Genomic DNA, 20283 nt, shown 5'->3' on the forward strand with positions numbered 1-20283 from the left:
TACCACATTAGGGAAAAAATCTGAGTATTTCAGGCACGCTACCGCCATGCCTGTTTTATAACAGGAGAGAGATTCAACGAAGTAAAGCAGCAGACTGCACAAACCAGCAGCGAGTAAATGAATCGCAACCTGCCGGCAGACGGGCGAAATTTTGCCACATTGCCATGTTTTTGGGAAACATTCTGCCTAATGAATGAAACAGGCTGGCCAAACTTACCAATCAGTTACGCAGATTTTTAGAGTTTCTCAGTTTGTTTTACGCAAACTGGTCGGTGAAACTCGCATGGCAACCGGTTTACTCAGCAGTTCGATGAGTACCATCACACGGCGTTCACCTTCTGCCATCTGGTAGATCCCCTCGATACCGGCGAAGGCGCCTTCTGTCAGGCGCACTCTTTCCCCGGGTTTGAACAGTCGTTCGGGTTTATGCTGGAAAGAAGCTTCCTGCATACGCAGAAGATCGATCAGAATATCATCGATCCTGGCAGGTTCAGATCCGAAACATACCAGCCGGTTGACACCTCTGGTGGAACGGATCGGCACCCAGCTTTTGGCGGAATCGCCCTGCTCCAGTTGAATAAAAAGGTAACGGGGAAACAGTGGTTCATCGACCACCGTCAGATTTCCCAGATGAAGCTTTTCTACCGGCAACATCGGCAGGTAACATCGATACCCCTGCTGTTGCAGATTCTGAAAAGCACATTTCTCCTGCTTGAGTTTGGTATGAACGAGATACCAGTGCATTGCCTCTCCCCAGGTTATCCAGACGACAACATTCTACTGTAGCCAATGTTGGCACAGCAATGAATTTGTCATATCTGGGATGTATACAGAATTGTCTGTTTATTTACTGCTCTTCAGTATATGAAAAATATCTGCACAGACAGTTCCCGCATCCTGCAGGATATATTTTGTCAAGACTCTTTTATATGAGAACTTTCAGCCCTGCCGCAGCGAGTACGCATGCCAAAGCGATCTGAATCCATCGCCCGGTAATTTTGCTGGCCAGCATACTGCCCGCAACGACGGTAGGTACCGAGCCCAGCAGCAGGCTGATCAGCATCCACCAATCGACCTTGCCTGCGAACAGATAACCCAGGCCAGCAACAACTGCCAGCGGAATAGCATGCACGATATCCGTGGCTATCAGGCGATGCGGAGTCATACGCAACGGATAAAGATACAGCAGCATTACACTTCCCAGCACTCCCGCCCCCACCGATGTCAGCGCAACGCACACACCAAGGATTGCACCGGCAATGACTGTCAGTATCGATTGCATGGTTTCGAACCGTTCCGGCTGCCCGGTTCGTTTCTTTCTGGCCAGAGCAACCATTCGGGGTGCGGTCAGCAGGCCGATCGCCGTAATCAGCACGACAATGCCGATCCCTTTGGTCAGCCAATCCACTTTTGCAATGTGTGTTCCCATGCTTACCAGCAGCACGACCAGCAGAGCCATGGGAAGACTGCCCGACCACAACCGTTTGACCACCTGCCAATCGACATTGCCATTGGTATGGTGCACTCGAGCACCAGCTATTTTGGTGATGGCGGCAAACCACAAATCGGTCGCTACCGCCGTTACAGGCTGAACACCGAACACCAGCAGCAGAATGGGAGTCATCAAGGCACCCCCACCCACACCGGTCAATCCGATGACAAAACCGGTCAATGCACCCGCCAACGTAAAAGACCAGTCGATCATGCGCGTGCTCCCGCAAAATCGCACATCGCAATGAATACAATATCGTGAATACCTGATTCGTTGAACTGCTGCCGCCTGTCGGAATACGGTACGTCTTCATCAACACCGTTCAGGTCAGCTTGCTCTGCCAAAATTGTGAATTCAAATTGTCGCATAGGGATTTATTTGCCTGTCCGGGTTGAAGTTACTTCGCTCCGGCAAATCACTTTTTTGCCGGGTCGAAAACAACCCAACCTGTAAGAAAGGGTGGCAGTTTATCGTGATTTGATTTTGCTGATTAAATTTTCTTGTGAAACTGTCGGACAAACAGCCTTGTAACCAGCCGAAGAGGATATTCCCTGCTGCATACAGATGAATCTCCGCCCGAATTCCAATTGAATATGGGATCGGTTTCGTCCGGCAGCAATCGAAGAATATCTTTACCTGTGGATCTGCCGGTAATACCATGGGAAAACGAATGTTTCAGTAACTCACTACCTGCCCATGCGCCCTTTCGGGCTGCACAACCTGACGGGAAACCGATCATCGCGTTTTTCCCGACAAATAACCTTAATGTTCGATATTCGGACATCACTGCAAAAGGAGGACAAAACGTATGCAAATACCTCGTTTACTCATGTCTTACCTGAGAGATTTGCCTGCTGATCTGCTGCCGCTGGTCGAGCAGATTGCCGATCTGGCAATGGATTTGCGCTGGACCTGGAGCCACGGAGGAGATGCCATGTGGAAAATCATGGATCCGCAGCTGTGGGAACAAAGCGAAAATCCTTTCGTCGTCCTGCAGAATCTATCGCATGAACGATTGCAGACGCTGAGCCAGGATCAGGAATTCAGACAGCATCTCGATCGTCTGGTTGAAGCACGCAATCGTTATTGCAGTTGTGGGGGCTGGTTTGGAGAGGTACACGACAACGCCGGTCTGCGCAGAATCGCCTATTTCAGCATGGAATACGGTCTGGGCAAGGCTTTACCATTGTATGCCGGCGGGCTGGGTGTGCTGGCGGGAGATTATCTCAAGGCAGCCAGTGATCTGGCTGTACCGGTAATCGCAGTCGGCCTGCTGTATCAGGAAGGTTATTTCCGGCAGATGCTGGATGCCAGCGGGTGGCAGCAGGAAATCTATCCCTACAACGATTCCAGCAGCCTGCCCTTGCACCCTCTGCGAGCTCATGACGGCACCTGGCTGTCCATCCCGATCAGGCTGCCCGGGCGGACGGTACAACTGCACGTCTGGGAAGCACGTGTAGGACGGGTCAGCCTGTATTTACTGGATAGTAACAATCCGCTGAACAATGCGCTCGATCGTGGTATTACCGGCAAGCTGTACGGCGGAGGGGAAGAAATCCGTCTGGTACAGGAAATCGTGCTGGGAATCGGCGGCTGGCAACTCATCGAAGCGCTGGCACTGGAAATCGATGTCTGTCACCTGAATGAAGGTCATGCTGCTTTCGTTACGTTGGAACGTGCCCGCTGTTTCGCGCAGAAAAGGCAGATGGATTTCCACGAAGCACTCTGGGCGACCCGCCCGGGCAACCTGTTCACCACGCATACTCCGGTAGCGGCTGGTTTCGACACTTTCCCGCGCGCGCTGATGATCAAATACGGCCTGCCCTACGCCAGAAACCTGGGTATGCCACTCGATGAACTGATGGCATTCGGGCGCAGCAACGGGCAGGATGATGATGAACCTTTCAATATGGCTTATCTGGCAGCACGCACCTGCGGCATGATGAACGGCGTCAGCCGGCTGCACGGTCAGGTCAGTCGAAGTATTTTCCAGAAGTTGTACCCACAGTGGCCGGAATGTGAAGTCCCCGTCACGCATGTTACCAATGGTGTGCACGTCCCTTCGTGGGATTCTCCCTGGGCAGACGAAATCTGGACAGATTCCTGTGGCAAAGGTCGCTGGCTGGGTTCGGAAGAAACACTCGCCACTAAAATACACAAACTCGACGATGCGGCACTCTGGAATCTGTGCGGTCAGGAACGCGCCGATCTGGTGCGCCACGCACGGCAACGGATGCGGATATTGCAGGGACAAAGAGGTGCAGACACGGAAGCGATCAGTCAGGTTGACCGGATACTGGACCCCAATGTGCTGACACTCGGTTTTGCCCGCCGCTTTACCGCTTACAAGCGCCCCAACCTGCTGCTGCACGATCGTGAACGCCTCGCCCGGCTGCTCACCCGGACAGACCGGCCGGTGCAACTGGTCGTCGCCGGCAAAGCACACCCTGCCGATAACGAAGGCAAGCGCTTCATCCAGGAATGGGCACAGTTTTCCAGCAGGCCGGATGTACGCAACCATGTCGTGTTTCTTGAAGACTACGATATCGCGCTGGCACAGGAACTGGTACAGGGAGTGGATATCTGGATCAACACTCCGCGCCGGCCGTGGGAGGCCAGTGGTACCAGCGGCATGAAAGTACTGGCCAATGGCGGATTGAATCTCTCGGAACTCGACGGCTGGTGGGCCGAAGCCTACACCCCGGATGCCGGCTGGGCGCTGGGTGATGGCCGCGAACACCATGAACCCGGCTGGGATGCCATGGAAGCGGAACAACTGTATCGCCTGCTGGAAGAAGAAATCATACCGATGTTCTACGATCGCGATGCCAGTGGTATTCCCGCAGCCTGGGTAGCCCGTATGCGCACCAGCATGGCCCATCTCGCTCCGCAGTTCAGCAGCAACCGGATGGTACGTGAATATGTCGAGCAACTCTATCTTCCTGCCGCTGCTGCCTTCCAGCAGAGAACGGCCCCCGGCAGCTCGACAGCGCGGGAACTGCGCCAGTGGGACGAGCAACTGAAAAGAAGCTGGCACGAAATCCACTGGGGAAACCTGATCGTTTCTCAAGATGAGCAAGGCTGGCTGTTTGAAGTACCGGTTTATCTGGGAGGCATCCCTCCCGAATCTGTACAGGTGCAACTCTATGCCGATCCGATCGAAGGTAAAGTCCCCGTCCGCGAAGCGATGCAGCGCGGCAATGAAATGCCTGGCGCCGTAAACGGCTATCTGTATACAGCCCGGCTGAATACGCTGCGCGCCCATACCGATTTCACACCACGTTGTATCGCCCATCACCCCGATGCCTGTATCCCGATCGAGAATCACCTGATCCACTGGTGGAGCGGAATCGTATCCTTGAAGAACCTCTGATTAAGCCCTCCATGAACCGCACTGCAGACAGAATTGCGATGATCACAAGAAAAGTGTAGTGATCCGGTATCTTTGTCACCCTCATTGCTGAACAGCCACTTCTTCCAACTCACTCGCACCAGATAACCTGGCGACATAGGAAACCCCTTTCCGTGCAGCGTGTGGAAATAGCCGGAGATTAGGCGATTGTTCAGATGATCGAAATTTCCGCGTATTACCCATAATTCGCCCGTATCACTATCCACGCAGGAGAAATCATGAGCGAAGCGACTCTACCGGCCGGCACGGGCAATAAAAAGAAGATGATTCTGTTTGTTCTGATCGGAGTGCTGTCCGTCGGCGCAGGAATCGGCGGTACCTGGTATTACATGAAACAACAGCAGGAAGAGGGATCAGAAGTCACGGTCGAGAAAAAGAAGAAAAAGAAACCGACGACCTTCATCAAGCTCGAAAGCTTTACTGTCAATCTGCAATCAGATGACAGGGAACCACACTATCTGCAGGTAGAACTGTCCCTCAAAGTAAACGAATCGGACGCGGTCAAGATCATCGAAGACAAGAAACCTGAAGTCCGCAATCAGATCCTGCTGCTGCTATCCAGCAAGAAGCCCTCCGAGATCAACACGCTGGAGGGCAAACAGAAACTCAGCGAGGATATCATTCAGGCAGTCAGATCAAAGATCGATTCTGAAGAGCTGGAGGATGACATTCTGGATGTTTTGTTCACCTCGTTCATCATTCAGTAAACTCTGCGCGCCATGGCCGAGAATTTTCTTACCCAGGATGAAGTTGATGCGCTGCTGAACTTTGAGAATGGCAGCAAGCATCAGCAAACTGCCCAGAAAGAAAACGAGGTCTCCTATCCGGGCGGTGTTCGCCCCTACAACATGGCCACCCAGGAGCGGATCGTGCGCGGACGCATGCCCGCCCTGGAAATCATCAATGCACGATTCGCCAATTCACTGCAGATCGGGCTCTACAATTTTCTGCGCCGGGGGGTGGATATTTCCGCCGGTTCGATCAAAACCATCAAATACAGCGAATTCACCCGTTCACTGGTCGTCCCGGCGAATATCAACCTGGTCAGCATGAAACCGTTGCGCGGTACCGCGCTGTTCACCATCGATCCCAACCTGATATTCCTGATTGTGGACAACATGTTCGGTGGAGATGGCCGTTTCCATACCAGAGTGGAGGGACGTGAGTTCACCCTGACCGAACAGGGCATCATCCGGCGCCTGCTGGATGTTCTGTTCGAACACTACGAAAAGGCATGGCAGTCTGTCTATCCGGTCAAATTTGAATATATCCGGGCGGAAATGAATCCGCAATTCGCCAATATCGTCACCCCGACCGACATTGTCGTCGCCAGCGCCTTCGAGCTCAACCTGGGTGGCAATCGCGGGGAATTCTATACCTGCATCCCCTACACCATGCTGGAGCCGATACGCGACCTGCTCAACAACAGCATGCAGGAAGATCGTGCGGAAGTTGACAAAAACTGGATCAAATCACTGACCAGGCAAGTACAGGGAGCGGAAATAGAAATCATCGCCAATCTGGGCCAGACCCAGGTAACGTTACACCAGATTCTCAACATGCAGGAAGGCGATGTCATCGCGCTCGATATTCCCGATACCGTGGTGGCAATAGCAAACAACGTACCGATCATGGATTGTCATTACGGCATCCTCAACGGCCACTATGCGCTCAAAGTCAAAACTGTACGATCTCCCAACGAAACCGACTGATACCGGAGCAGAAGATGAATGAATCCACCGTAACCGAACCGCAAACCGAACAGGATGACTGGGCCGCAGCCATGGCGGAACAGCAGGCTGCTGATGCTCAGCCGACAACCGATGATGACAATGGATCGCCACCTCCCTCATCAGCCCATCTGGCGAGTGACAGCCTGACGAAACCCTCCCCCGTTTTCGAGCAGTTCTCCAGGAATGACGTGCTGAACGATACCCGCAACGATATCGACATGATTCTGGACATTCCGGTGCAACTGACTGTCGAGCTGGGCCGCACCCGGATCGCTATCAAAAATCTGCTGCAACTGGCACAAGGTTCCGTAGTGGAGCTGAATGGTATGGCCGGGGAGCCGATGGATGTGCTGGTCAATGGCTGTCTGATTGCTCAGGGAGAAGTGGTGGTCGTCAATGAAAAGTTCGGTATCCGCCTGACTGACATCATCACCCCCAGTGAACGCATACGCAAACTCAACCGCTGATTGATACCGGGCCGATCGCCAAATCCATGCAACCCATACGTATCCGCGCTGGTGCAGCACTGTGGCTGTGGCTGCCACAGCAGTTGCTTGCCGAACCTGCAGGAAATCAGGGCTTTACCCCGCCGCCTCCGATCATTTCCACCGAGAGCATGCTGCAACTGTCAGCCGGGTTGCTCATGGTACTGGCATTCATCGCACTGATTGCCTGGCTGTTCAAGAAAATCGGCTTTCATCCTGCCAACCGGACAGGTCTGCTGAAAGTCATTTCCTCTGCCAGTGTCGGCCAGAGAGAAAGGATCGTGCTGGCCGAAATCGGCGATACCTGGCTGGTACTGGGCGTTGCACCGGGCCAGGTCAACCTGCTGCATCAGATGGACAAAAACACTCTGCCTGCCGGTGAAACCGCCGAACCACCTCCCGCCAGCCGTTTTACGGAAAAGTTGCAGGCTCATCTGGAACAAGGTCATGAACGATAAATTACCAGCCCATCCCAAAACCAGCTTCCGGCACAGTCTGCCCAAACGCTCCATCAATTGCGGCATCCTGTTGCTGGTTGCGGGAATCGGCGTTGCCGGCCCGGTGCTGGCTCAGAAAACAGGATTTCCTGCCGTTACCAGCACCCCTGCAGCGGGAGGGGGCGCTACCTATACCCTCAGCCTGCAGACTCTGCTGCTGCTGACTTCGCTGACGTTTCTGCCAGCCGTCGTCCTGATGATGTCCAGCTTCACCCGTATCATCATCGTTCTGTCACTGTTGCGCCAGGCGATGGGCACACAATCCTCCCCGCCCAATCAGGTACTGCTCGGCCTGGCACTGTTCCTGTCTTTCTTCATCATGTCGCCGGTCATCGACAAGGTTTATACGGAAGCGTACCTGCCGTTCTCGGAAGATAAAATCAGCATCGTCGAAGCGATGGAAAAGGCGGGAGATCCGCTCAAATCCTTCATGCTGCGCCAGACGCGCGAAGCAGATATCGCCCTGTTTGCCCGGATTGCCGAAAACGGAGAAATCGAAAGCCCGGATCAGGTACCGATGAAAATCCTGGTGCCTGCCTATATTACCAGTGAGTTGAAAACCGCCTTCCAGATCGGATTTGTCGTATTCATCCCCTTTCTGATCATCGATATGGTCGTTGCCAGCACGCTGATGGCCATGGGGATGATGATGCTGTCACCCATGATCATTTCGCTGCCGTTCAAGCTGATGCTGTTCGTGCTGGTCGATGGCTGGAATCTGCTGATCGGTTCGCTCACCCAGAGTTTCTACGTCTGACGAGGAGATCGCCCCATGAACCCGGAACAGGCAATGACTATCGGCCGGCAGGCACTGGAGGTCACATTCACGATCGCAGCCCCCTTATTACTGGCGGCGCTGGTAACGGGTCTGGTCATCAGTATTTTTCAGGCTGCCACACAGATCAATGAGATGACGTTGTCGTTCATTCCGAAACTGCTGGCCATATTCATCACGCTGACGCTGGCCGGACCCTGGATATTGCAGATCATGCTCGATTACATCACCCGGCTTTATACCAGCATTCCCTGGATCATCAGCAGTGGCTGACGGGCGAAACGTGCTGACATTTCCATTTTATGCTGCATCCTTCACGCTTTTCTGCAGCCTGATACATCGTATCTAGCCCAGGCCATCGACCCATGTTCAGCATCACGACCGAACAACTGAACAGTTGGCTGTCCACCCTGATCTGGCCGCTGGCCAGAATCCTCGCACTCCTGGCGAGCACACCACTGCTGGGCAGCAGCTCGATTCCGACTCAGACGAAACTGGGGCTGGCTGTACTGCTGGCTATTCTGATTGCACCGCTGCTGCCCCCGCTGCCTCAGATCGATCCGGGTTCCGGTGTTGGTCTCATCGTTCTGATGCAGCAGATCATCATCGGACTGGCCATGGGTTTTTCCATGCGCATCGTTTTTACTGCAGTCGAAATGGCAGGTGAAATCACAGGATTGCAGATGGGCCTTGGTTTTGCCACTTTCTTCGATCCCCAGCAATCCGGACAGGTCCAGCTGGTTGGCCGCTTCTACGGGTTGCTGGCCACTCTCACGTTTCTGGCCATCGACGGGCATTTGCAGGTCATCGCCATTCTTGCACACAGTTTCACCACGCTGCCCATCGGGGCCGAGGGAATGAGTACCACTTCATTCACGGCACTCGTCAATTGGGGAATCAAAATTTTCATGCTGGGATTACATCTGTCCTTACCTGTCCTGACAGCTCTGCTGATCACCAACCTTGCGCTGGGTATCCTGACACGCGCCGCTCCCCAACTGAACATTTTTGCCGTCGGATTTCCACTGACGCTGGGAATCGGTCTGCTGGTCATGTCATGGGCATTGCCCTATTTCACCCCTCTGCTCAATCAACTGTTTCAGGAGAATTTCTCGGTCATGCGTTCACTCTCCAGCAAAGCCAGCGTGGCTGGAATACCCTGAAAATGAGTCGGAATGGCCATTCCCGATCCGGCCTCATCGAACATTTTGGCATTCTTTGGATTAACCGGATTTTTTACCCTTTTTTTGGCCGATCGCAATCTTCCGGTGATTGATAAGGTAAGCGGCACTCGCATATTTTTCTTGAGAAAACGGTAACCACCATGCTATTCAAATCTCATCTCAGGTCGATTCTGAATATTAGCCCCCAGTCAGAAAATGAAGCTGAATCCAATGTAGTCCCCCTTTATACCGGTAAAACCGCATCCGACGACACCCTGCTGACCACGAACGATACTCCGGCACAGGAAGAGTATGATGCCCCTGCCGATGACAGCAATGCCTCACGGCTGGAAGCCGAGAATCTCGCGATCCGGGAAGCCAAAAGCCGGATTGAGACCGAAGCTCGGGCACGTGTCACGGCAGAAGCGCGTGCCCGAGTGGAGGCCAGTGCCAGACTGGCAGCCGAAGCACGCATCAAGGCCGAGACCGCTGCAACGGAAGAAGCCAGGGCACGCGCCCGGGCAGAAGCACTGGCTGCGCATGAAGCCCATGCACGCCAGGAGCTGGAAGCGAGACTGCGTCAGACTGTCGAGGATGGCCTGAGAGCAGAAAAAGAAACGGTTACCGCACTGCGTGCCAAAGTGCAGGCAGAAGCCGCCACCACCGAAAAAGCACGGCGACGTTTACAGGAAGAAGCGCTTGCCTTGGAAAAATCCCGGGAAAGAGAACTGGCAGAGCAAAGAGCCATCGAGGCGGCCATCGCCAGACGAAGAACCCACGAAGAAGCGCTGAAAATAGCGCTTGCAGCTTCTGCAGCCGAAGCAGAAGCAACTGCACTCGCCCGTGCAAGAATCGAAGAGGATGAGAAAAATATTGCACTGGCCAATGCCAAAGCCGAGGCTGAGCGTCAGGCGATCGAAGAAATCCGGCTGCGCACCGAAGCCGAGGCTGATCTGACATCGAAAGCCCAGCAAAAATTACAGGGTGAAATCAGTGCGCGAGAAGCGGAACAATCCCGGCTCGATGCTGAGAAGAAAGCGATCGAAGCTGCCCAATCCCGTCGCGATCTCGATCTGACCGCAAAATCGGAGGCGGAAGCACGTGCTGCAGCCGAACTGGAAGCCGCCACCGCCCAGCGCACCCGAATCGAAGCAGAACGGAAAGCCCGCGCCATGGCAGAGCAAGTTGCCCTGGCTGAACAAGAAGCAGCCAACGCTGCTCTGGAACGTTCCCGGGCAGATACGCTACTGCTGGAGAAAACACGCGCACACACTCTTGCGGAAAACGAGGCATGCGCTGCGGCTGAAGCCCGCATGCAGGCAAAAGAACAGGAAACAGCCATTTTCAACGAAAAGGCACAAACCGATCAGGCAGTTACCGATACGATCAAGGAACGTATACAGGCCCAGGAAACCGCCATCCGGCGAGCACGTGCCCGCGCAGCCGCGGAAGCAGTCGCCAGAAAAACAGCAGAAGATAAAATTACAGCAGAAACACACGCGGCAGAACTGGCTGAAAAACGCATTGCTCTGGACAGGCAGGTCGAGAAAGAAGCCAATGAACTGGCAGAAACTGAAGCACGCCTGATCGAAAACAAGAGAAAACAGGCCGAGGCCGTACAGCAAGCCAAATCCGCTGCTGCTGCACGTATAGAAATGGAACAGAAACTGACCGAACTTTCGACCCGCATTGCCCAGAACCAGGTTATCGCCATGGCAAAAACGGAAGAAAGACTCAAGGCTGCTGAAACCGCTGCGGCAACCGTGTTGCATAAAATCAAGCTCGAATCTTCAGCGCTGAAGGCAATACAGGAACGTATAGAGCAGGATGCACTGGCCGTTGAACGTGCCATTGCCCGGGAAGCCGTCGAAGCGATGGCTGTAGAAGCAGCACTGGCCCGTATCCGAACCGACGAAGCTGCAATTGCACAGGCATCCCGGAAAATTCGGGAGGAAATTGAAACAACCAAAATGATTCAGGATTGTTTTGATGAGGAAATCCCGTCTGATACCGTCATGCATGATAAAGAACAAGGCGATACTCATTCCTCTGATGACGGTGAAGCCCTGCTCGCAGCTACGGAAGAACGCATGGCAGCAGAAACATCTGGTGCGCTCGATGGATCCGACGATTCAGCCAATCAACCGGAATCCGGCATGCTGAACGATCCGGTTCAGTCAGGTGCCTCCGGCAACTCGATCGAATCCAATGACACTGAAGTATTACCGGATAAATCAGAAACTGCTGAAATAGAATAATCGGTCTACTCATTTCAACTTGAGATAAAATAAGCAACATGCCTCAAACGGTCAGAACGGCAGCAAGGTACGCAATATGCCGATCTGCAGTCTTTCAGAATCAGGCTAATAACAATACAAAAAATCAGAGGGGAACAAGCGTGCTGAGAACCTTGTGTAAGACCTTATTGCCCCTGATACTGGCAACTGCCAGTGTCAAAGGGTTTGCCATGCACATAGAAGAAAAGACCACCCAGCTTCAGGATCAGCAACAGGTCAGCATCACCATTTACAACGAAAATCTGGCCCTGATCAGGGATCTGCGTCACGTTCCACTGGAAAAAGGAATAAACAAACTGGCCTGGTGTGACGTTTCTGCCCAAATACGCCCGGAAACAGCACTGTTGCGCACACCGGAAAAAACTTCCTCGATCCGGATGGTGGAACAGAATTTCGATTTTGACCTGCTCACCCCGGAAAAACTGCTGGAAAAATATCTGGGGCGCAGTGTCAATGTCATTTACGTCAATCCTGCCACCGGTGCAGAAACCGTGGAAGCTGCCACCGTACTTTCTATCAGCGGGGGTGTCGTGCTGAAATTCAAGGATCGGATCGAAACCGGTACGCCGGGACGAATCGCCTTCCCCGATGTTCCCGGCAGCCTGCACGATCACCCCACTCTTTCACTGGTACTGGATGGTGCCACTCCAGGCAAACATGAACTCGAATTATCCTACCTGACTTCCGGGCTTTCCTGGCAGGCTGATTACGTCGCCCGGCTCGATGCCAACGACGGCCGGCTCGATCTCAGCGGACTGGTCACGCTGGCCAATCATAGTGGTATTGCCTACCCTGATGCTCATTTGCAGCTGGTTTCCGGAGAGGTCAATCAGGTTACTCCCGAGCCACCCCAGGCAAGAAAAATGATGGCCATGGTAGCTGATGCGGCTGAATATCAGGCAGTCAGAGAGGAATCATTATCCGAATATCATCTTTACTCCCTGCCCGTTCCCACTACACTGGCAGAGAATCAGAGCAAGCAGATCACACTGATGCCGGTAACGGATATTCCGGTCAGTCAGGAGTTTCTGTTGCGCGGCACGAATGCCTATTATTTCAGCAGATATTCCAATCTCGATGACAAGCTGAAGCCAGTAGTACTGATCCAGTTCAAGAACGAAGGAGAAGGATTGGGTGTGCCGTTACCCAGGGGAACCATACGCGTCTACCAGAATGACTCTCGCGATAATCTCCAGTTTTTAGGTGAAGATCACATCGACCATACTGCAAAAAACGAAGAGGTTCGCGTAAAACTGGGCAAGGCTACCGATATTACGGCCATGCGGACTCAAACCGACTTTCAGCAACTGGATACCCCTTCTCGCCGTTTTACCGAAACGGCTCACCAGATCGAAATCCATAATGCTCGTCAGGAAGCTGTCACGATTCGCGTACAGGAGCCCATCCCGGGTGACTGGATGATGATTTCAGAATCCCAGCCACACACAAAATCTTCTGCCAATCTGGTCGAGTGGCTGGTCAAAGTTCCCACCAACCAGAAAACTATCCTCAGTTACCGGGTTCGAATCAAACACTGAGAAAACCGTTTCTATCTGCAGAGATCAGGACACTAACCGGACAATCCTCATTCTGTCCGGTTTCTGATTTTCAGCAGATAATCTCTGACCAGATTGATCTGATCCGCATCCATCAGCATGGGCGCATGCCCGATACCCGCCAGTTCGGTAATCTGCACATTGGACCGATGTAATTGCATTTCACCCGCTGTTTCAGGCGTCAATACGCCTGATTTCTCTCCCCGCAGCACCAACACTGGAAGATCGAGCCTGTTCCAGTAGGCCCACAAATCGATATCCTTGATACGATCCGGCCTGAAACCGGATGAAATCGCCGGATCGTAACGGTAGCCAATCGTGCCATCCTCATATTCGCGCGCACTGTACAGTGCCAAATGATGCCATTGTGTATCTGTCAACGGACTATAAGGCAAGGCAGTAGCGCGCATGTGGGATTCCAGCTCACTCAGACTCCGGAAACGGGGATCCTTGCCAATCGTGGCCGCAAACAGACTCAATATCCCGGAAGGGACATGCGGGCCGATATCACTCATCACCAGCGTTCTGAATCGGTAAGATACCGCGGGACGCTGGCGGGCAGCGAGCAGCATGCCGATCAATCCACCCATCGATACCCCTACCCAGTAAATCCGGAAGCTGTCGCTGTCATTCTGCCGGTAAACATGTTCGAGCACATGCTCCATATCCGACACATAAGTTGCCGCCGAATTATAATCCTCAGCCTCTTTCAGCCAGTCGCTGCGCCCCCGCCCTGCCATATCGACACAAATCACTCTGAAATCCTGTTCCAGCGCTGCCGCAAGAAAATCGAAATCCCTGCAATTGCGTGTCAGGCCATGGGCACACACCACCACATGTTCATTTTTCGGATTTCCCCAATCTGTATACGCAAGCTGACGCCAGCCACGCCCGGATTTCATTTTTCCGGGTTGCGCCGGAACAGACAGAAACTTCCACGCTATAGCAGCAGAATTCTTCATAGCACCTTTTTCAGAACTGAGTGAAATCGTATCCGCAGGGATTGTCAGGCTGTAACTGCATGAATGCTACTGCAGTTTATACAGCTCGATCCATCGAATACAAATACACTTACAAAACATATCTACGAATCACAGCATTACCAATATATCTGATAAGGTTTTCACTCATTCTTCAGCCGTTTACTTGCCATCCATGATGCTTTCTGGTATTGATGACAGGTTTATTTTTCCTCAACTTACAAGGTGAACAACCAGAAGGAGTATGCAACGAATGGGTAAACAACTGGAATCACGCACCATTCCCCCTTATGAGCCCAAAGCAGGCGAGGAATACATGAGCCCGGAGCAATTGGCACATTTCCGGAAAATACTGGAATACCAACGGGCCGAACTCAGCATGGAAATCGATCGCGCCGTCCATGTCATGCAGGAAGAATCCACCATTTTCGCTGACCCGGCTGATCGGGCTACGCAAGAATCCGATATGGCACTGGAACTGCGCAGTCGCGACCGCGAGCGTAAACTGATCAAGAAAATTGACGAGATTTTCACCAAAATCGACTCAGGGGAATATGGCTATTGCGAGAAATGCGGTATCGAAATTGGCCTGAAACGGCTGGAAGCAAGACCAACCGCATCACTCTGCATCGACTGCAAAACACTGGACGAAATCCGGGAAAGGCAAATGGCGAAATAACTGCCGGGTAATCTGCACAGCAAACAGTCACCACCTGATTCCGGCAGAACGCCGGAATCCAGATCAAATACTCTCATTTCCTTAGTTTTTTTCCAGCAGCCGGCGAAGGGATCAATCCACCCATCCGTACCGGTTGCGCAAAGACGACCGGGGTCAGTTTCGTCGGCCACCCTCCAGCCGCAATAGTGCACGGTTGGGGTTATCCGGGCTTCTTTTTCTTCGAGCTCGGATGTTTACATAGAAAATGTGGATTGCCTCCTGCTTCATTACATTCACATGCCGCTAACACCTGTCCGCGCGGGCAGGCACAGGCTCTGTTACACTTCCCCGATGGATTACGATCACGATTATAAAGCATTGTTCTCCCACGCCGAGATGGTGGCCGATCTGCGTGAACGGCACGACGACATCATCTGGCGTATACGCTGGGGGAAAGACTGGCTGTATGTCTACCTGCTGCTGGATGAAGGCAGCTATCATGATCATGAACTGGCCACCCTGCGTAATCTGACGGCAGCACTATTCCGGCTGGAGAACAGTCGTACCCCGGAAGATGTCCAACAAATACTGCAGGCACTGATTATCTGGTTGCAATCACCGGAACAGAGTGGGTTGCGACGGACGTTTACCATCTGGTTGAAACGGATATTTCTGCCTGGCAGAATGCCAAAAGTCAGATTTGATGAAGCTCAGGATTTACAGGAGATACAAAACATGGTGTTAGGTCCTGTTAACACTAATTAAATAATCTACAATCAGAGCGAAATGGATGAAGAATCGGAAAACTACATCCAACTTGTCAAAGCGAGAGAAGATTCTTCTGAAACTCTTCAGGCGACGACTATGTCTGCACAAAAAAATACCAGCGTGACGTTGGGTGAGCATTTTGAGAAATTTCTGGCACATCAGGTTGAAACCGGGCGTTATAGCTCGGTAAGCGAAGTGGTGCGAGCGGGGTTGCGTCTGCTGGAGGAGCGTGAACAGCTTGAGCTTGATGCCCTGCGTGCAGAAATCGCAGCAGGCCGGGCCAGCAGTCCTGCCAAATCTGCCGAGGCAGTGTTCGACCGCCTCGAGGCCAAGTACGCTGCGCAAGTTGAACGTTGATGCGTCTGGCCTTTACTCCGCTGGCCGAGCAAGACCTCGAAGCCATTGCTGATTATATCGCTGCTGACAACCCCACGCGTGCCTTAAGCTTCGTGCGCGAGTTGCGCGCACAATGTCAGCGCATCATGTTTGCATCCTGCACGGCGGGCGGCATTCCCACGCTTCGCGTGGGAATGATCAAGGATCCAGGAAAGATAAACGAAACGCTGTCATTTCGAATCCTGCGGGGATGAAGCAATCCGGATGGCGGGAAAAATCAGCGTTTTGCTAAAACATCGTACTGACAGAAAATGCAACAGTTCTCGGTACACCTAAATAATTAGCGTTTTGCCAATAGTTCTTACCGGTCAGATTGAAGACATTCAGACGTACCGTCAGTGCTTTATCTAGTACACGAGTGGTATATCGTGCGCCAATGTCATACAGGGTATAACTGGGAATCTTGTCGGTATTGGATATATCAGCATATTTCTCACCGGTATAGTAAATACCTCCGGTCAGGCTCAGCCCTGGAATCCAGGGAAGCGCGTATTCCGCATAAATCTTGCCCATTCTGGAAGCGGCATTGGTTGGTTTTTTGCCTTCCATAGTGGGATTATTGGATTTTTCCACACTGATATCCATTAGAGTGCCCCCCCATGATGGTCAGATTGTCGGTTACTTTCCCGGTCAAGACCAATTCCACCCCGTTATGTACCTGTAGACCATCCTGGACATAACTCGGGATGGGAGTTGCAAGATCTGAATACTGATTGGCTTTTTCAATCCGGAACAGTGCAGTGCTCAGCAACAGGTTGGGGTTAATGTCATATTTTGCACCGACTTCATATTGTTTACTGACTAACGGAGGAAGTACTTCTCCACGATTTGAATCGCCCCGGGTTTTGAGGAGGCTCCAACTTTTGAGAGAATGGAGCCATGAATAAACAAAACAAGCAAAACAAGTTTTCCCCTGAAGTTCGTGAACGATCTGTTCGTTTGGTACAGGAGCATCGCGGCGAGTATCCATCGCTGTGGGCGGCGGTTGAATCAATTGCACCCAAGATTGGCTGTGTGCCCTCCACGTTGCTGGAATGGGTTAAACGTAGCAAAATTAACAATGGCGCACGCGAAGGTCTGACAAGCAGTGAACGTGATCGCCTCAAGGCGTTGGAGCGTGAGAACAGGGAACTGCGCCGAGCCAATGAGATATTGAAAACAGCCAGTGCTTTTTTCGCCCAGGCGGAGCTCGACCGCGTTCTGAAGAAGTAAACGCTTACATTGATCAGTATCGGAGTATCTATGGGGTCGAGCCAGTCTGCAAGGTGTTGCAGGTTGCCCCTTCAGCGTACTGGCGCCATGCTGCCCGCCAGCGCTATCCACAATTACGCAGTGCGCGGGCTCGCAGAGATGAGTTGTTGATGGCTGATATCCGGCGTGTCTGGCAGGCCAATATGCAAGTCTATGGTGCACGCAAGATCTGGTATCAATTGCAACGTGAAGGTGTGACTGTGGCGCGTTGTACGGTTGAACGTCTGATGCGCCAGCTGGGTTTACAAGGTGCCCGACGGGGCAAAATCATTCGCACCACTGTTGTCCGGCAGAACGCGACTTGCCCGCGCGATCTCGTCAACCGGATGTTTCATGCCAATCGGCCCAATCAGCTGTGGGTCTCGGACTTCACCTATGTATCAACTGGCAGGGCTGGTTGTACGTGGCTTTTGTTATCGATGTATTTGCCCGCCGCATCGTTGGCTGGCGTGTCAGCAGCACCATGAGTACGGATTTTGTGCTTGATGCGCTGGAGCAGGCCTTGTATGATCGCCGTCCTGCTGATACCCTGATTCATCATTCCGACAGAGGATCGCAATACGTGTCGATCCGTTATACCGAACGTCTGGCACAAGCCGGTATTGAACCGTCTGTCGGCAGTCGCGGTGACAGTTACGATAATGCGCTGGCTGAAACGATCAATGGCCTGTACAAGGCTGAACTGATACACAGGAGAGCTCCCTGGAAAACCAGGGCTGCTGTGGAGCTGGCAACTTTGGAATGGGTTGCCTGGTATAACCATCAACGCCTGCTTGGATCTATCGGGTATATTCCTCCAGCTCAGGCTGAAGAAAACTACCGACAAACCCAGGATAATAAGACATTGATGGATATTTTACTTTAACCAAATAGCCTCCTCGATTGTCGGGACGGTTCAGGAGGCGCAGAGCCGATATGAGGCTTTGACAGGGTGGAAAGCACCTGCGGTGGGTGGGCCTTGTGCCAAAGACCTGACTGCTGCGCAGCATGTATTGGACGTTGAAGCAAGGCAAACCATCAGTCGTGAGCTGGGTCATGAAAGAACACAAATCAGCGCTGTTTATCTTGGCAAATAACGCAAGCCGGCCAGCGGTAAGTAATGATACTAGGGCCTGTTAACACTATTTGTATTAAAATTACCGAATGGAAATATCTGCATTGCAATTCAAGCTTATTGAAAATCTACTGCCGATACAACGGGGTAACGTCACACTCTCGAATTTGGAAGTGCTCAACGCGATTTTGTATGTTGCAGAGCACGGCTGTAAGTGGCGTGGTCTGCCTGTGAAATTCGGCAATTGGCACAGCATTTACACGCGCGCCAACCGTTGGGCCAAGAATGGCGTCCTGGATCGGGTTTTCCTCGCACTCCAGCAAAACAAGCTGATACAGCTGGAAGTGGATCACATGTCGCTGGATAGTACGATAGTCAAAGTCCATCCTGATGGTACTGGTGCACTAAAAAAACGGTGTTCAAGCTATCGGTCAATCACGAGGGGCTGGACTACCAAAATTCATCTGGTCGCGGCAGATGCCAGAACCGCGGTAGTGTTTTCGTTATCCCCGGCCAAAGCCGGTGATGCGCCAGAAGGGCGAAAATTGCTGAAAACCCCGGAGAATAAGGGATTCTCTGACACTCACGTGATCATGGATAAAGCGTACGAAGGGGATGAAACCCGACAGTTGGTACTTGATCTGGGGATGATTCCAGTGGTGCCGCCAAAAGCAAATCGTGTGTCGCCCTGGGAGTACAACGTTGAAATGTACAAAAAGCGTAATGAGGTGGAACGGCTGTTTCGTCGCCTGAAGAGATTCAGAAGAATCTTCTCTCGCTTTGACAAGTTGGATTCAGTTTTCCGATTCTTCATCCATTTCGCTCTGATTGTAGATTATTTAATTAGTGTTAACAGATCCTAGAATCACAAAAGACTTAGATGCATAATCACCAAGAAAGCTTTTCGCGTCAAGGTGCTGTCTGGATCCACAAGCCGCCCTCTTATAAGGTGCGGCTCGCAGGGGTAATAATGAGCTTAGAGTGTTGATCTGGTTGGCAATAGCTTTTTTTGTTATTGCTTTTATCTATGCGGCGGTTGGGCAGGCGGGAGCATCAGGCTATATTGCTGCAATGGCGCTTTTGGGGTTCGCGCCTCTGGCCATGAAAACAACTGCGCTTTCTTTGAATTTATTAGTTGCAGCAATCGGAACTTTTCATTTTTTTAAGGCTGGCCGTTTGAGTTGGCGAAGCGTTTATCCGTTTGCAGTTTTGGGGTTTCCGTTTTCGCTGGTTGGTGGGGCAATTCAGCTTCCAGAACATATCTACTTTCCTATTGTAGGGGGAGTGCTTGTACTCTCAGCCTTTCAGATGGCCCGGTCAGCTCTGAGCAAGAGGCCAGCAGCAGTGGGCGCGCCTACCTCGCCTCCATTTTATGCTGCGCTAGCAACAGGCGCTCTCATTGGATTCGTCTCGGGAACTACCGGAACAGGTGGAGGAGTATTTTTGGCTCCCGTGATCCTCGCAATGAACTGGGGGACTCCCAGGCAAACAGCAGCGACCACCGCAGTATACAATCTAATTAACTCAGCCGCTGCTCTGATGGGCGCTTATATCCATTGGGATCAGATTCCTAGCGCCTTGCCTTGGTGGCTCGTCGCAGTTGCTGTTGGCGGATCCCTTGGAGCACTGATTGGAAGCCGGTTTTTATCTGATCGCTGGTTGCGCGCTATACTTTCAGTATTATTACTAGTTTCGGGACTAAATCTTCTTTGGTAGATTAATACTCTATTTGCATTAAGGAGGCCAAGCCCTATGGCGTGAAGGGA

General features: G+C 52.3%; 23 protein-coding genes, 1 pseudogene and 1 other annotated feature. Of the genes and pseudogenes, 18 read left to right on the top strand and 6 right to left on the bottom strand.

The genetic code is table 11. The annotated features are described in order from the left end of the window. Window positions 1-246 precede the first annotated feature (246 nt). The 3 genes from rfaH to HRU73_RS07365 form a co-directional block, all read right to left on the bottom strand. Window positions 247-744 (bottom strand): transcription/translation regulatory transformer protein RfaH, encoded by a 498-nt coding sequence (gene rfaH, locus HRU73_RS07355; RefSeq protein WP_287398284.1) that lies wholly within the window; start codon window positions 742-744, stop codon window positions 247-249. A 181-nt stretch (window positions 745-925) separates the two neighbouring features. Continuing rightward, a complete protein-coding gene (locus HRU73_RS07360) occupies window positions 926-1705 on the bottom strand; it encodes a sulfite exporter TauE/SafE family protein (RefSeq protein WP_287398285.1) in 780 nt (259 codons plus the stop codon). Continuing rightward, entirely contained in the window at window positions 1702-1860 is a 159-nt protein-coding gene (locus tag HRU73_RS07365) for a hypothetical protein (protein ID WP_281871345.1), read from the bottom strand. The genes HRU73_RS07360 and HRU73_RS07365 overlap by 4 nt, the downstream gene beginning before the upstream one ends. 440 nt (window positions 1861-2300) lie before the next feature. Between HRU73_RS07365 and glgP the strand changes: the two genes are divergently transcribed. The 11 genes from glgP to HRU73_RS07420 all read left to right on the top strand — a co-directional run bounded on the left by glgP (window position 2301) and on the right by HRU73_RS07420 (window position 13392). After that, window positions 2301-4865: an alpha-glucan family phosphorylase gene (gene glgP, locus HRU73_RS07370; protein ID WP_287398287.1), complete on the top strand. Its 2565-nt coding sequence runs from the start codon at window positions 2301-2303 to the stop codon at window positions 4863-4865. 257 nt (window positions 4866-5122) lie between these two features. Further along, window positions 5123-5611, top strand: a complete 489-nt coding sequence (gene fliL / locus HRU73_RS07375; protein ID WP_011111097.1) for a flagellar basal body-associated protein FliL — start codon at window positions 5123-5125, stop codon at window positions 5609-5611. A gap of 12 nt (window positions 5612-5623) precedes the next feature. After that, window positions 5624-6616: a flagellar motor switch protein FliM gene (gene fliM / locus HRU73_RS07380; protein WP_011111096.1), complete on the top strand. Its 993-nt coding sequence runs from the start codon at window positions 5624-5626 to the stop codon at window positions 6614-6616. A gap of 14 nt (window positions 6617-6630) precedes the next feature. Continuing rightward, complete coding sequence (gene fliN / locus HRU73_RS07385) at window positions 6631-7104, top strand: flagellar motor switch protein FliN (RefSeq protein WP_287398288.1); 474 nt, start codon at window positions 6631-6633, stop codon at window positions 7102-7104. A 26-nt stretch (window positions 7105-7130) separates the two neighbouring features. Then, window positions 7131-7580, top strand: a complete 450-nt coding sequence (gene fliO / locus HRU73_RS07390) for a flagellar biosynthetic protein FliO (protein ID WP_276678514.1) — start codon at window positions 7131-7133, stop codon at window positions 7578-7580. Beyond that, on the top strand, window positions 7570-8376 hold the full coding sequence (gene fliP, locus HRU73_RS07395; RefSeq protein WP_287398289.1) for a flagellar type III secretion system pore protein FliP: 807 nt from the start codon (window positions 7570-7572) through the stop codon (window positions 8374-8376). The genes fliO and fliP overlap by 11 nt, the downstream gene beginning before the upstream one ends. Window positions 8377-8391: 15 nt before the next feature. After that, window positions 8392-8667, top strand: coding sequence for a flagellar biosynthesis protein FliQ (gene fliQ, locus HRU73_RS07400; RefSeq protein WP_287398290.1), 276 nt, complete (start codon window positions 8392-8394; stop codon window positions 8665-8667). A gap of 92 nt (window positions 8668-8759) precedes the next feature. After that, the gene (gene fliR / locus HRU73_RS07405; RefSeq protein WP_287398291.1) at window positions 8760-9557 is read left to right on the top strand and encodes a flagellar biosynthetic protein FliR; all 798 of its coding nucleotides are present in this window, start codon (window positions 8760-8762) and stop codon (window positions 9555-9557) included. 12 nt (window positions 9558-9569) lie between these two features. Then, on the top strand, window positions 9570-9713 hold the full coding sequence (locus tag HRU73_RS07410; RefSeq protein ID WP_281871348.1) for a hypothetical protein: 144 nt from the start codon (window positions 9570-9572) through the stop codon (window positions 9711-9713). 5 nt (window positions 9714-9718) lie between these two features. After that, window positions 9719-11815, top strand: a complete 2097-nt coding sequence (locus HRU73_RS07415) for a coiled-coil domain-containing protein (protein WP_287398292.1) — start codon at window positions 9719-9721, stop codon at window positions 11813-11815. A gap of 140 nt (window positions 11816-11955) precedes the next feature. After that, window positions 11956-13392 (top strand): DUF4139 domain-containing protein, encoded by a 1437-nt coding sequence (locus HRU73_RS07420; protein ID WP_287398293.1) that lies wholly within the window; start codon window positions 11956-11958, stop codon window positions 13390-13392. 47 nt (window positions 13393-13439) lie between these two features. Here the strand turns inward: HRU73_RS07420 and HRU73_RS07425 are convergent, their stop codons facing one another. Beyond that, complete coding sequence (locus HRU73_RS07425; protein WP_287398294.1) at window positions 13440-14372, bottom strand: alpha/beta fold hydrolase; 933 nt, start codon at window positions 14370-14372, stop codon at window positions 13440-13442. A 271-nt stretch (window positions 14373-14643) separates the two neighbouring features. On the opposite strand from HRU73_RS07425, the gene dksA reads away from it, so the two are divergent. The 4 genes from dksA to HRU73_RS07445 all read left to right on the top strand — a co-directional run bounded on the left by dksA (window position 14644) and on the right by HRU73_RS07445 (window position 16406). Next, window positions 14644-15069, top strand: a complete 426-nt coding sequence (dksA, locus tag HRU73_RS07430; protein WP_011111087.1) for an RNA polymerase-binding protein DksA — start codon at window positions 14644-14646, stop codon at window positions 15067-15069. A gap of 330 nt (window positions 15070-15399) precedes the next feature. After that, window positions 15400-15813: a hypothetical protein gene (locus tag HRU73_RS07435; RefSeq protein ID WP_287398295.1), complete on the top strand. Its 414-nt coding sequence runs from the start codon at window positions 15400-15402 to the stop codon at window positions 15811-15813. Window positions 15814-15912: 99 nt separating this feature from the next. Further along, a complete protein-coding gene (locus HRU73_RS07440) occupies window positions 15913-16173 on the top strand; it encodes a type II toxin-antitoxin system ParD family antitoxin (protein WP_287398296.1) in 261 nt (86 codons plus the stop codon). Further along, window positions 16173-16406, top strand: a complete 234-nt coding sequence (locus HRU73_RS07445) for a type II toxin-antitoxin system RelE/ParE family toxin (protein ID WP_287398297.1) — start codon at window positions 16173-16175, stop codon at window positions 16404-16406. The genes HRU73_RS07440 and HRU73_RS07445 overlap by 1 nt, the downstream gene beginning before the upstream one ends. 34 nt (window positions 16407-16440) lie before the next feature. Here HRU73_RS07445 and HRU73_RS07450 read toward each other — a convergent pair whose 3' ends face one another. Then, a complete protein-coding gene (locus HRU73_RS07450; RefSeq protein ID WP_287398298.1) occupies window positions 16441-16785 on the bottom strand; it encodes a TonB-dependent receptor domain-containing protein in 345 nt (114 codons plus the stop codon). Beyond that, window positions 16769-17182, bottom strand: a complete 414-nt coding sequence (locus tag HRU73_RS07455) for a TonB-dependent receptor domain-containing protein (protein WP_287398300.1) — start codon at window positions 17180-17182, stop codon at window positions 16769-16771. Before HRU73_RS07455 ends, HRU73_RS07450 begins: the two co-directional genes overlap by 17 nt. Between HRU73_RS07455 and HRU73_RS07460 the strand changes: the two are divergent. The 3 genes and pseudogenes from HRU73_RS07460 to HRU73_RS07470 all read left to right on the top strand — a co-directional run bounded on the left by HRU73_RS07460 (window position 17092) and on the right by HRU73_RS07470 (window position 20233). Continuing rightward, a pseudogene (locus HRU73_RS07460) lies at window positions 17092-18328 on the top strand (IS3 family transposase). The gene HRU73_RS07455 and the pseudogene HRU73_RS07460 sit on opposite strands and share 91 nt — an antisense overlap. Then, window positions 17379-17495 (top strand) — a sequence feature (AL1L pseudoknot). It overlaps the preceding pseudogene by 117 nt. Before the next feature lie 278 nt (window positions 18329-18606). Further along, window positions 18607-19380 carry an IS5 family transposase gene (locus tag HRU73_RS07465; protein ID WP_287398302.1) on the top strand — a complete coding sequence of 258 codons (774 nt, stop codon included), beginning with the start codon at window positions 18607-18609 and terminating at the stop codon, window positions 19378-19380. 118 nt (window positions 19381-19498) lie between these two features. Beyond that, window positions 19499-20233, top strand: coding sequence for a sulfite exporter TauE/SafE family protein (locus tag HRU73_RS07470; protein WP_281870615.1), 735 nt, complete (start codon window positions 19499-19501; stop codon window positions 20231-20233). The last annotated feature ends 50 nt before the right edge of the window (window positions 20234-20283 follow it).

It is taken from the genome of Nitrosomonas sp. H1_AOB3 (assembly GCF_015709435.1).
Classification (GTDB): Bacteria; Pseudomonadota; Gammaproteobacteria; order Burkholderiales; family Nitrosomonadaceae; genus Nitrosomonas; species Nitrosomonas europaea.

What these genes read in the sequence shown, in the direction of transcription:
- HRU73_RS07415 (WP_287398292.1), top strand. Translation starts at nt 9,719, where the DNA reads ATGCTATTCAAATCTCATCTCAGGTCGATTCTGAATATTAGCCCCCAG.
- dksA (WP_011111087.1), top strand. Translation starts at nt 14,644, where the DNA reads ATGGGTAAACAACTGGAATCACGCACCATTCCCCCTTATGAGCCCAAA.
- fliQ (WP_287398290.1), top strand. Translation starts at nt 8,392, where the DNA reads ATGAACCCGGAACAGGCAATGACTATCGGCCGGCAGGCACTGGAGGTC.
- HRU73_RS07425 (WP_287398294.1), bottom strand. Translation starts at nt 14,372, where the DNA reads ATGAAGAATTCTGCTGCTATAGCGTGGAAGTTTCTGTCTGTTCCGGCG.
- fliO (WP_276678514.1), top strand. Translation starts at nt 7,131, where the DNA reads ATGCAACCCATACGTATCCGCGCTGGTGCAGCACTGTGGCTGTGGCTG.
- HRU73_RS07435 (WP_287398295.1), top strand. Translation starts at nt 15,400, where the DNA reads ATGGATTACGATCACGATTATAAAGCATTGTTCTCCCACGCCGAGATG.
- HRU73_RS07445 (WP_287398297.1), top strand. Translation starts at nt 16,173, where the DNA reads ATGCGTCTGGCCTTTACTCCGCTGGCCGAGCAAGACCTCGAAGCCATT.
- fliM (WP_011111096.1), top strand. Translation starts at nt 5,624, where the DNA reads ATGGCCGAGAATTTTCTTACCCAGGATGAAGTTGATGCGCTGCTGAAC.
- HRU73_RS07410 (WP_281871348.1), top strand. Translation starts at nt 9,570, where the DNA reads ATGGCCATTCCCGATCCGGCCTCATCGAACATTTTGGCATTCTTTGGA.
- rfaH (WP_287398284.1), bottom strand. Translation starts at nt 744, where the DNA reads ATGCACTGGTATCTCGTTCATACCAAACTCAAGCAGGAGAAATGTGCT.
- fliL (WP_011111097.1), top strand. Translation starts at nt 5,123, where the DNA reads ATGAGCGAAGCGACTCTACCGGCCGGCACGGGCAATAAAAAGAAGATG.
- HRU73_RS07365 (WP_281871345.1), bottom strand. Translation starts at nt 1,860, where the DNA reads ATGCGACAATTTGAATTCACAATTTTGGCAGAGCAAGCTGACCTGAAC.
- HRU73_RS07360 (WP_287398285.1), bottom strand. Translation starts at nt 1,705, where the DNA reads ATGATCGACTGGTCTTTTACGTTGGCGGGTGCATTGACCGGTTTTGTC.
- HRU73_RS07440 (WP_287398296.1), top strand. Translation starts at nt 15,913, where the DNA reads ATGTCTGCACAAAAAAATACCAGCGTGACGTTGGGTGAGCATTTTGAG.
- fliP (WP_287398289.1), top strand. Translation starts at nt 7,570, where the DNA reads ATGAACGATAAATTACCAGCCCATCCCAAAACCAGCTTCCGGCACAGT.
- HRU73_RS07455 (WP_287398300.1), bottom strand. Translation starts at nt 17,182, where the DNA reads ATGGATACTCGCCGCGATGCTCCTGTACCAAACGAACAGATCGTTCAC.
- fliN (WP_287398288.1), top strand. Translation starts at nt 6,631, where the DNA reads ATGAATGAATCCACCGTAACCGAACCGCAAACCGAACAGGATGACTGG.
- fliR (WP_287398291.1), top strand. Translation starts at nt 8,760, where the DNA reads ATGTTCAGCATCACGACCGAACAACTGAACAGTTGGCTGTCCACCCTG.
- glgP (WP_287398287.1), top strand. Translation starts at nt 2,301, where the DNA reads ATGCAAATACCTCGTTTACTCATGTCTTACCTGAGAGATTTGCCTGCT.
- HRU73_RS07465 (WP_287398302.1), top strand. Translation starts at nt 18,607, where the DNA reads ATGGAAATATCTGCATTGCAATTCAAGCTTATTGAAAATCTACTGCCG.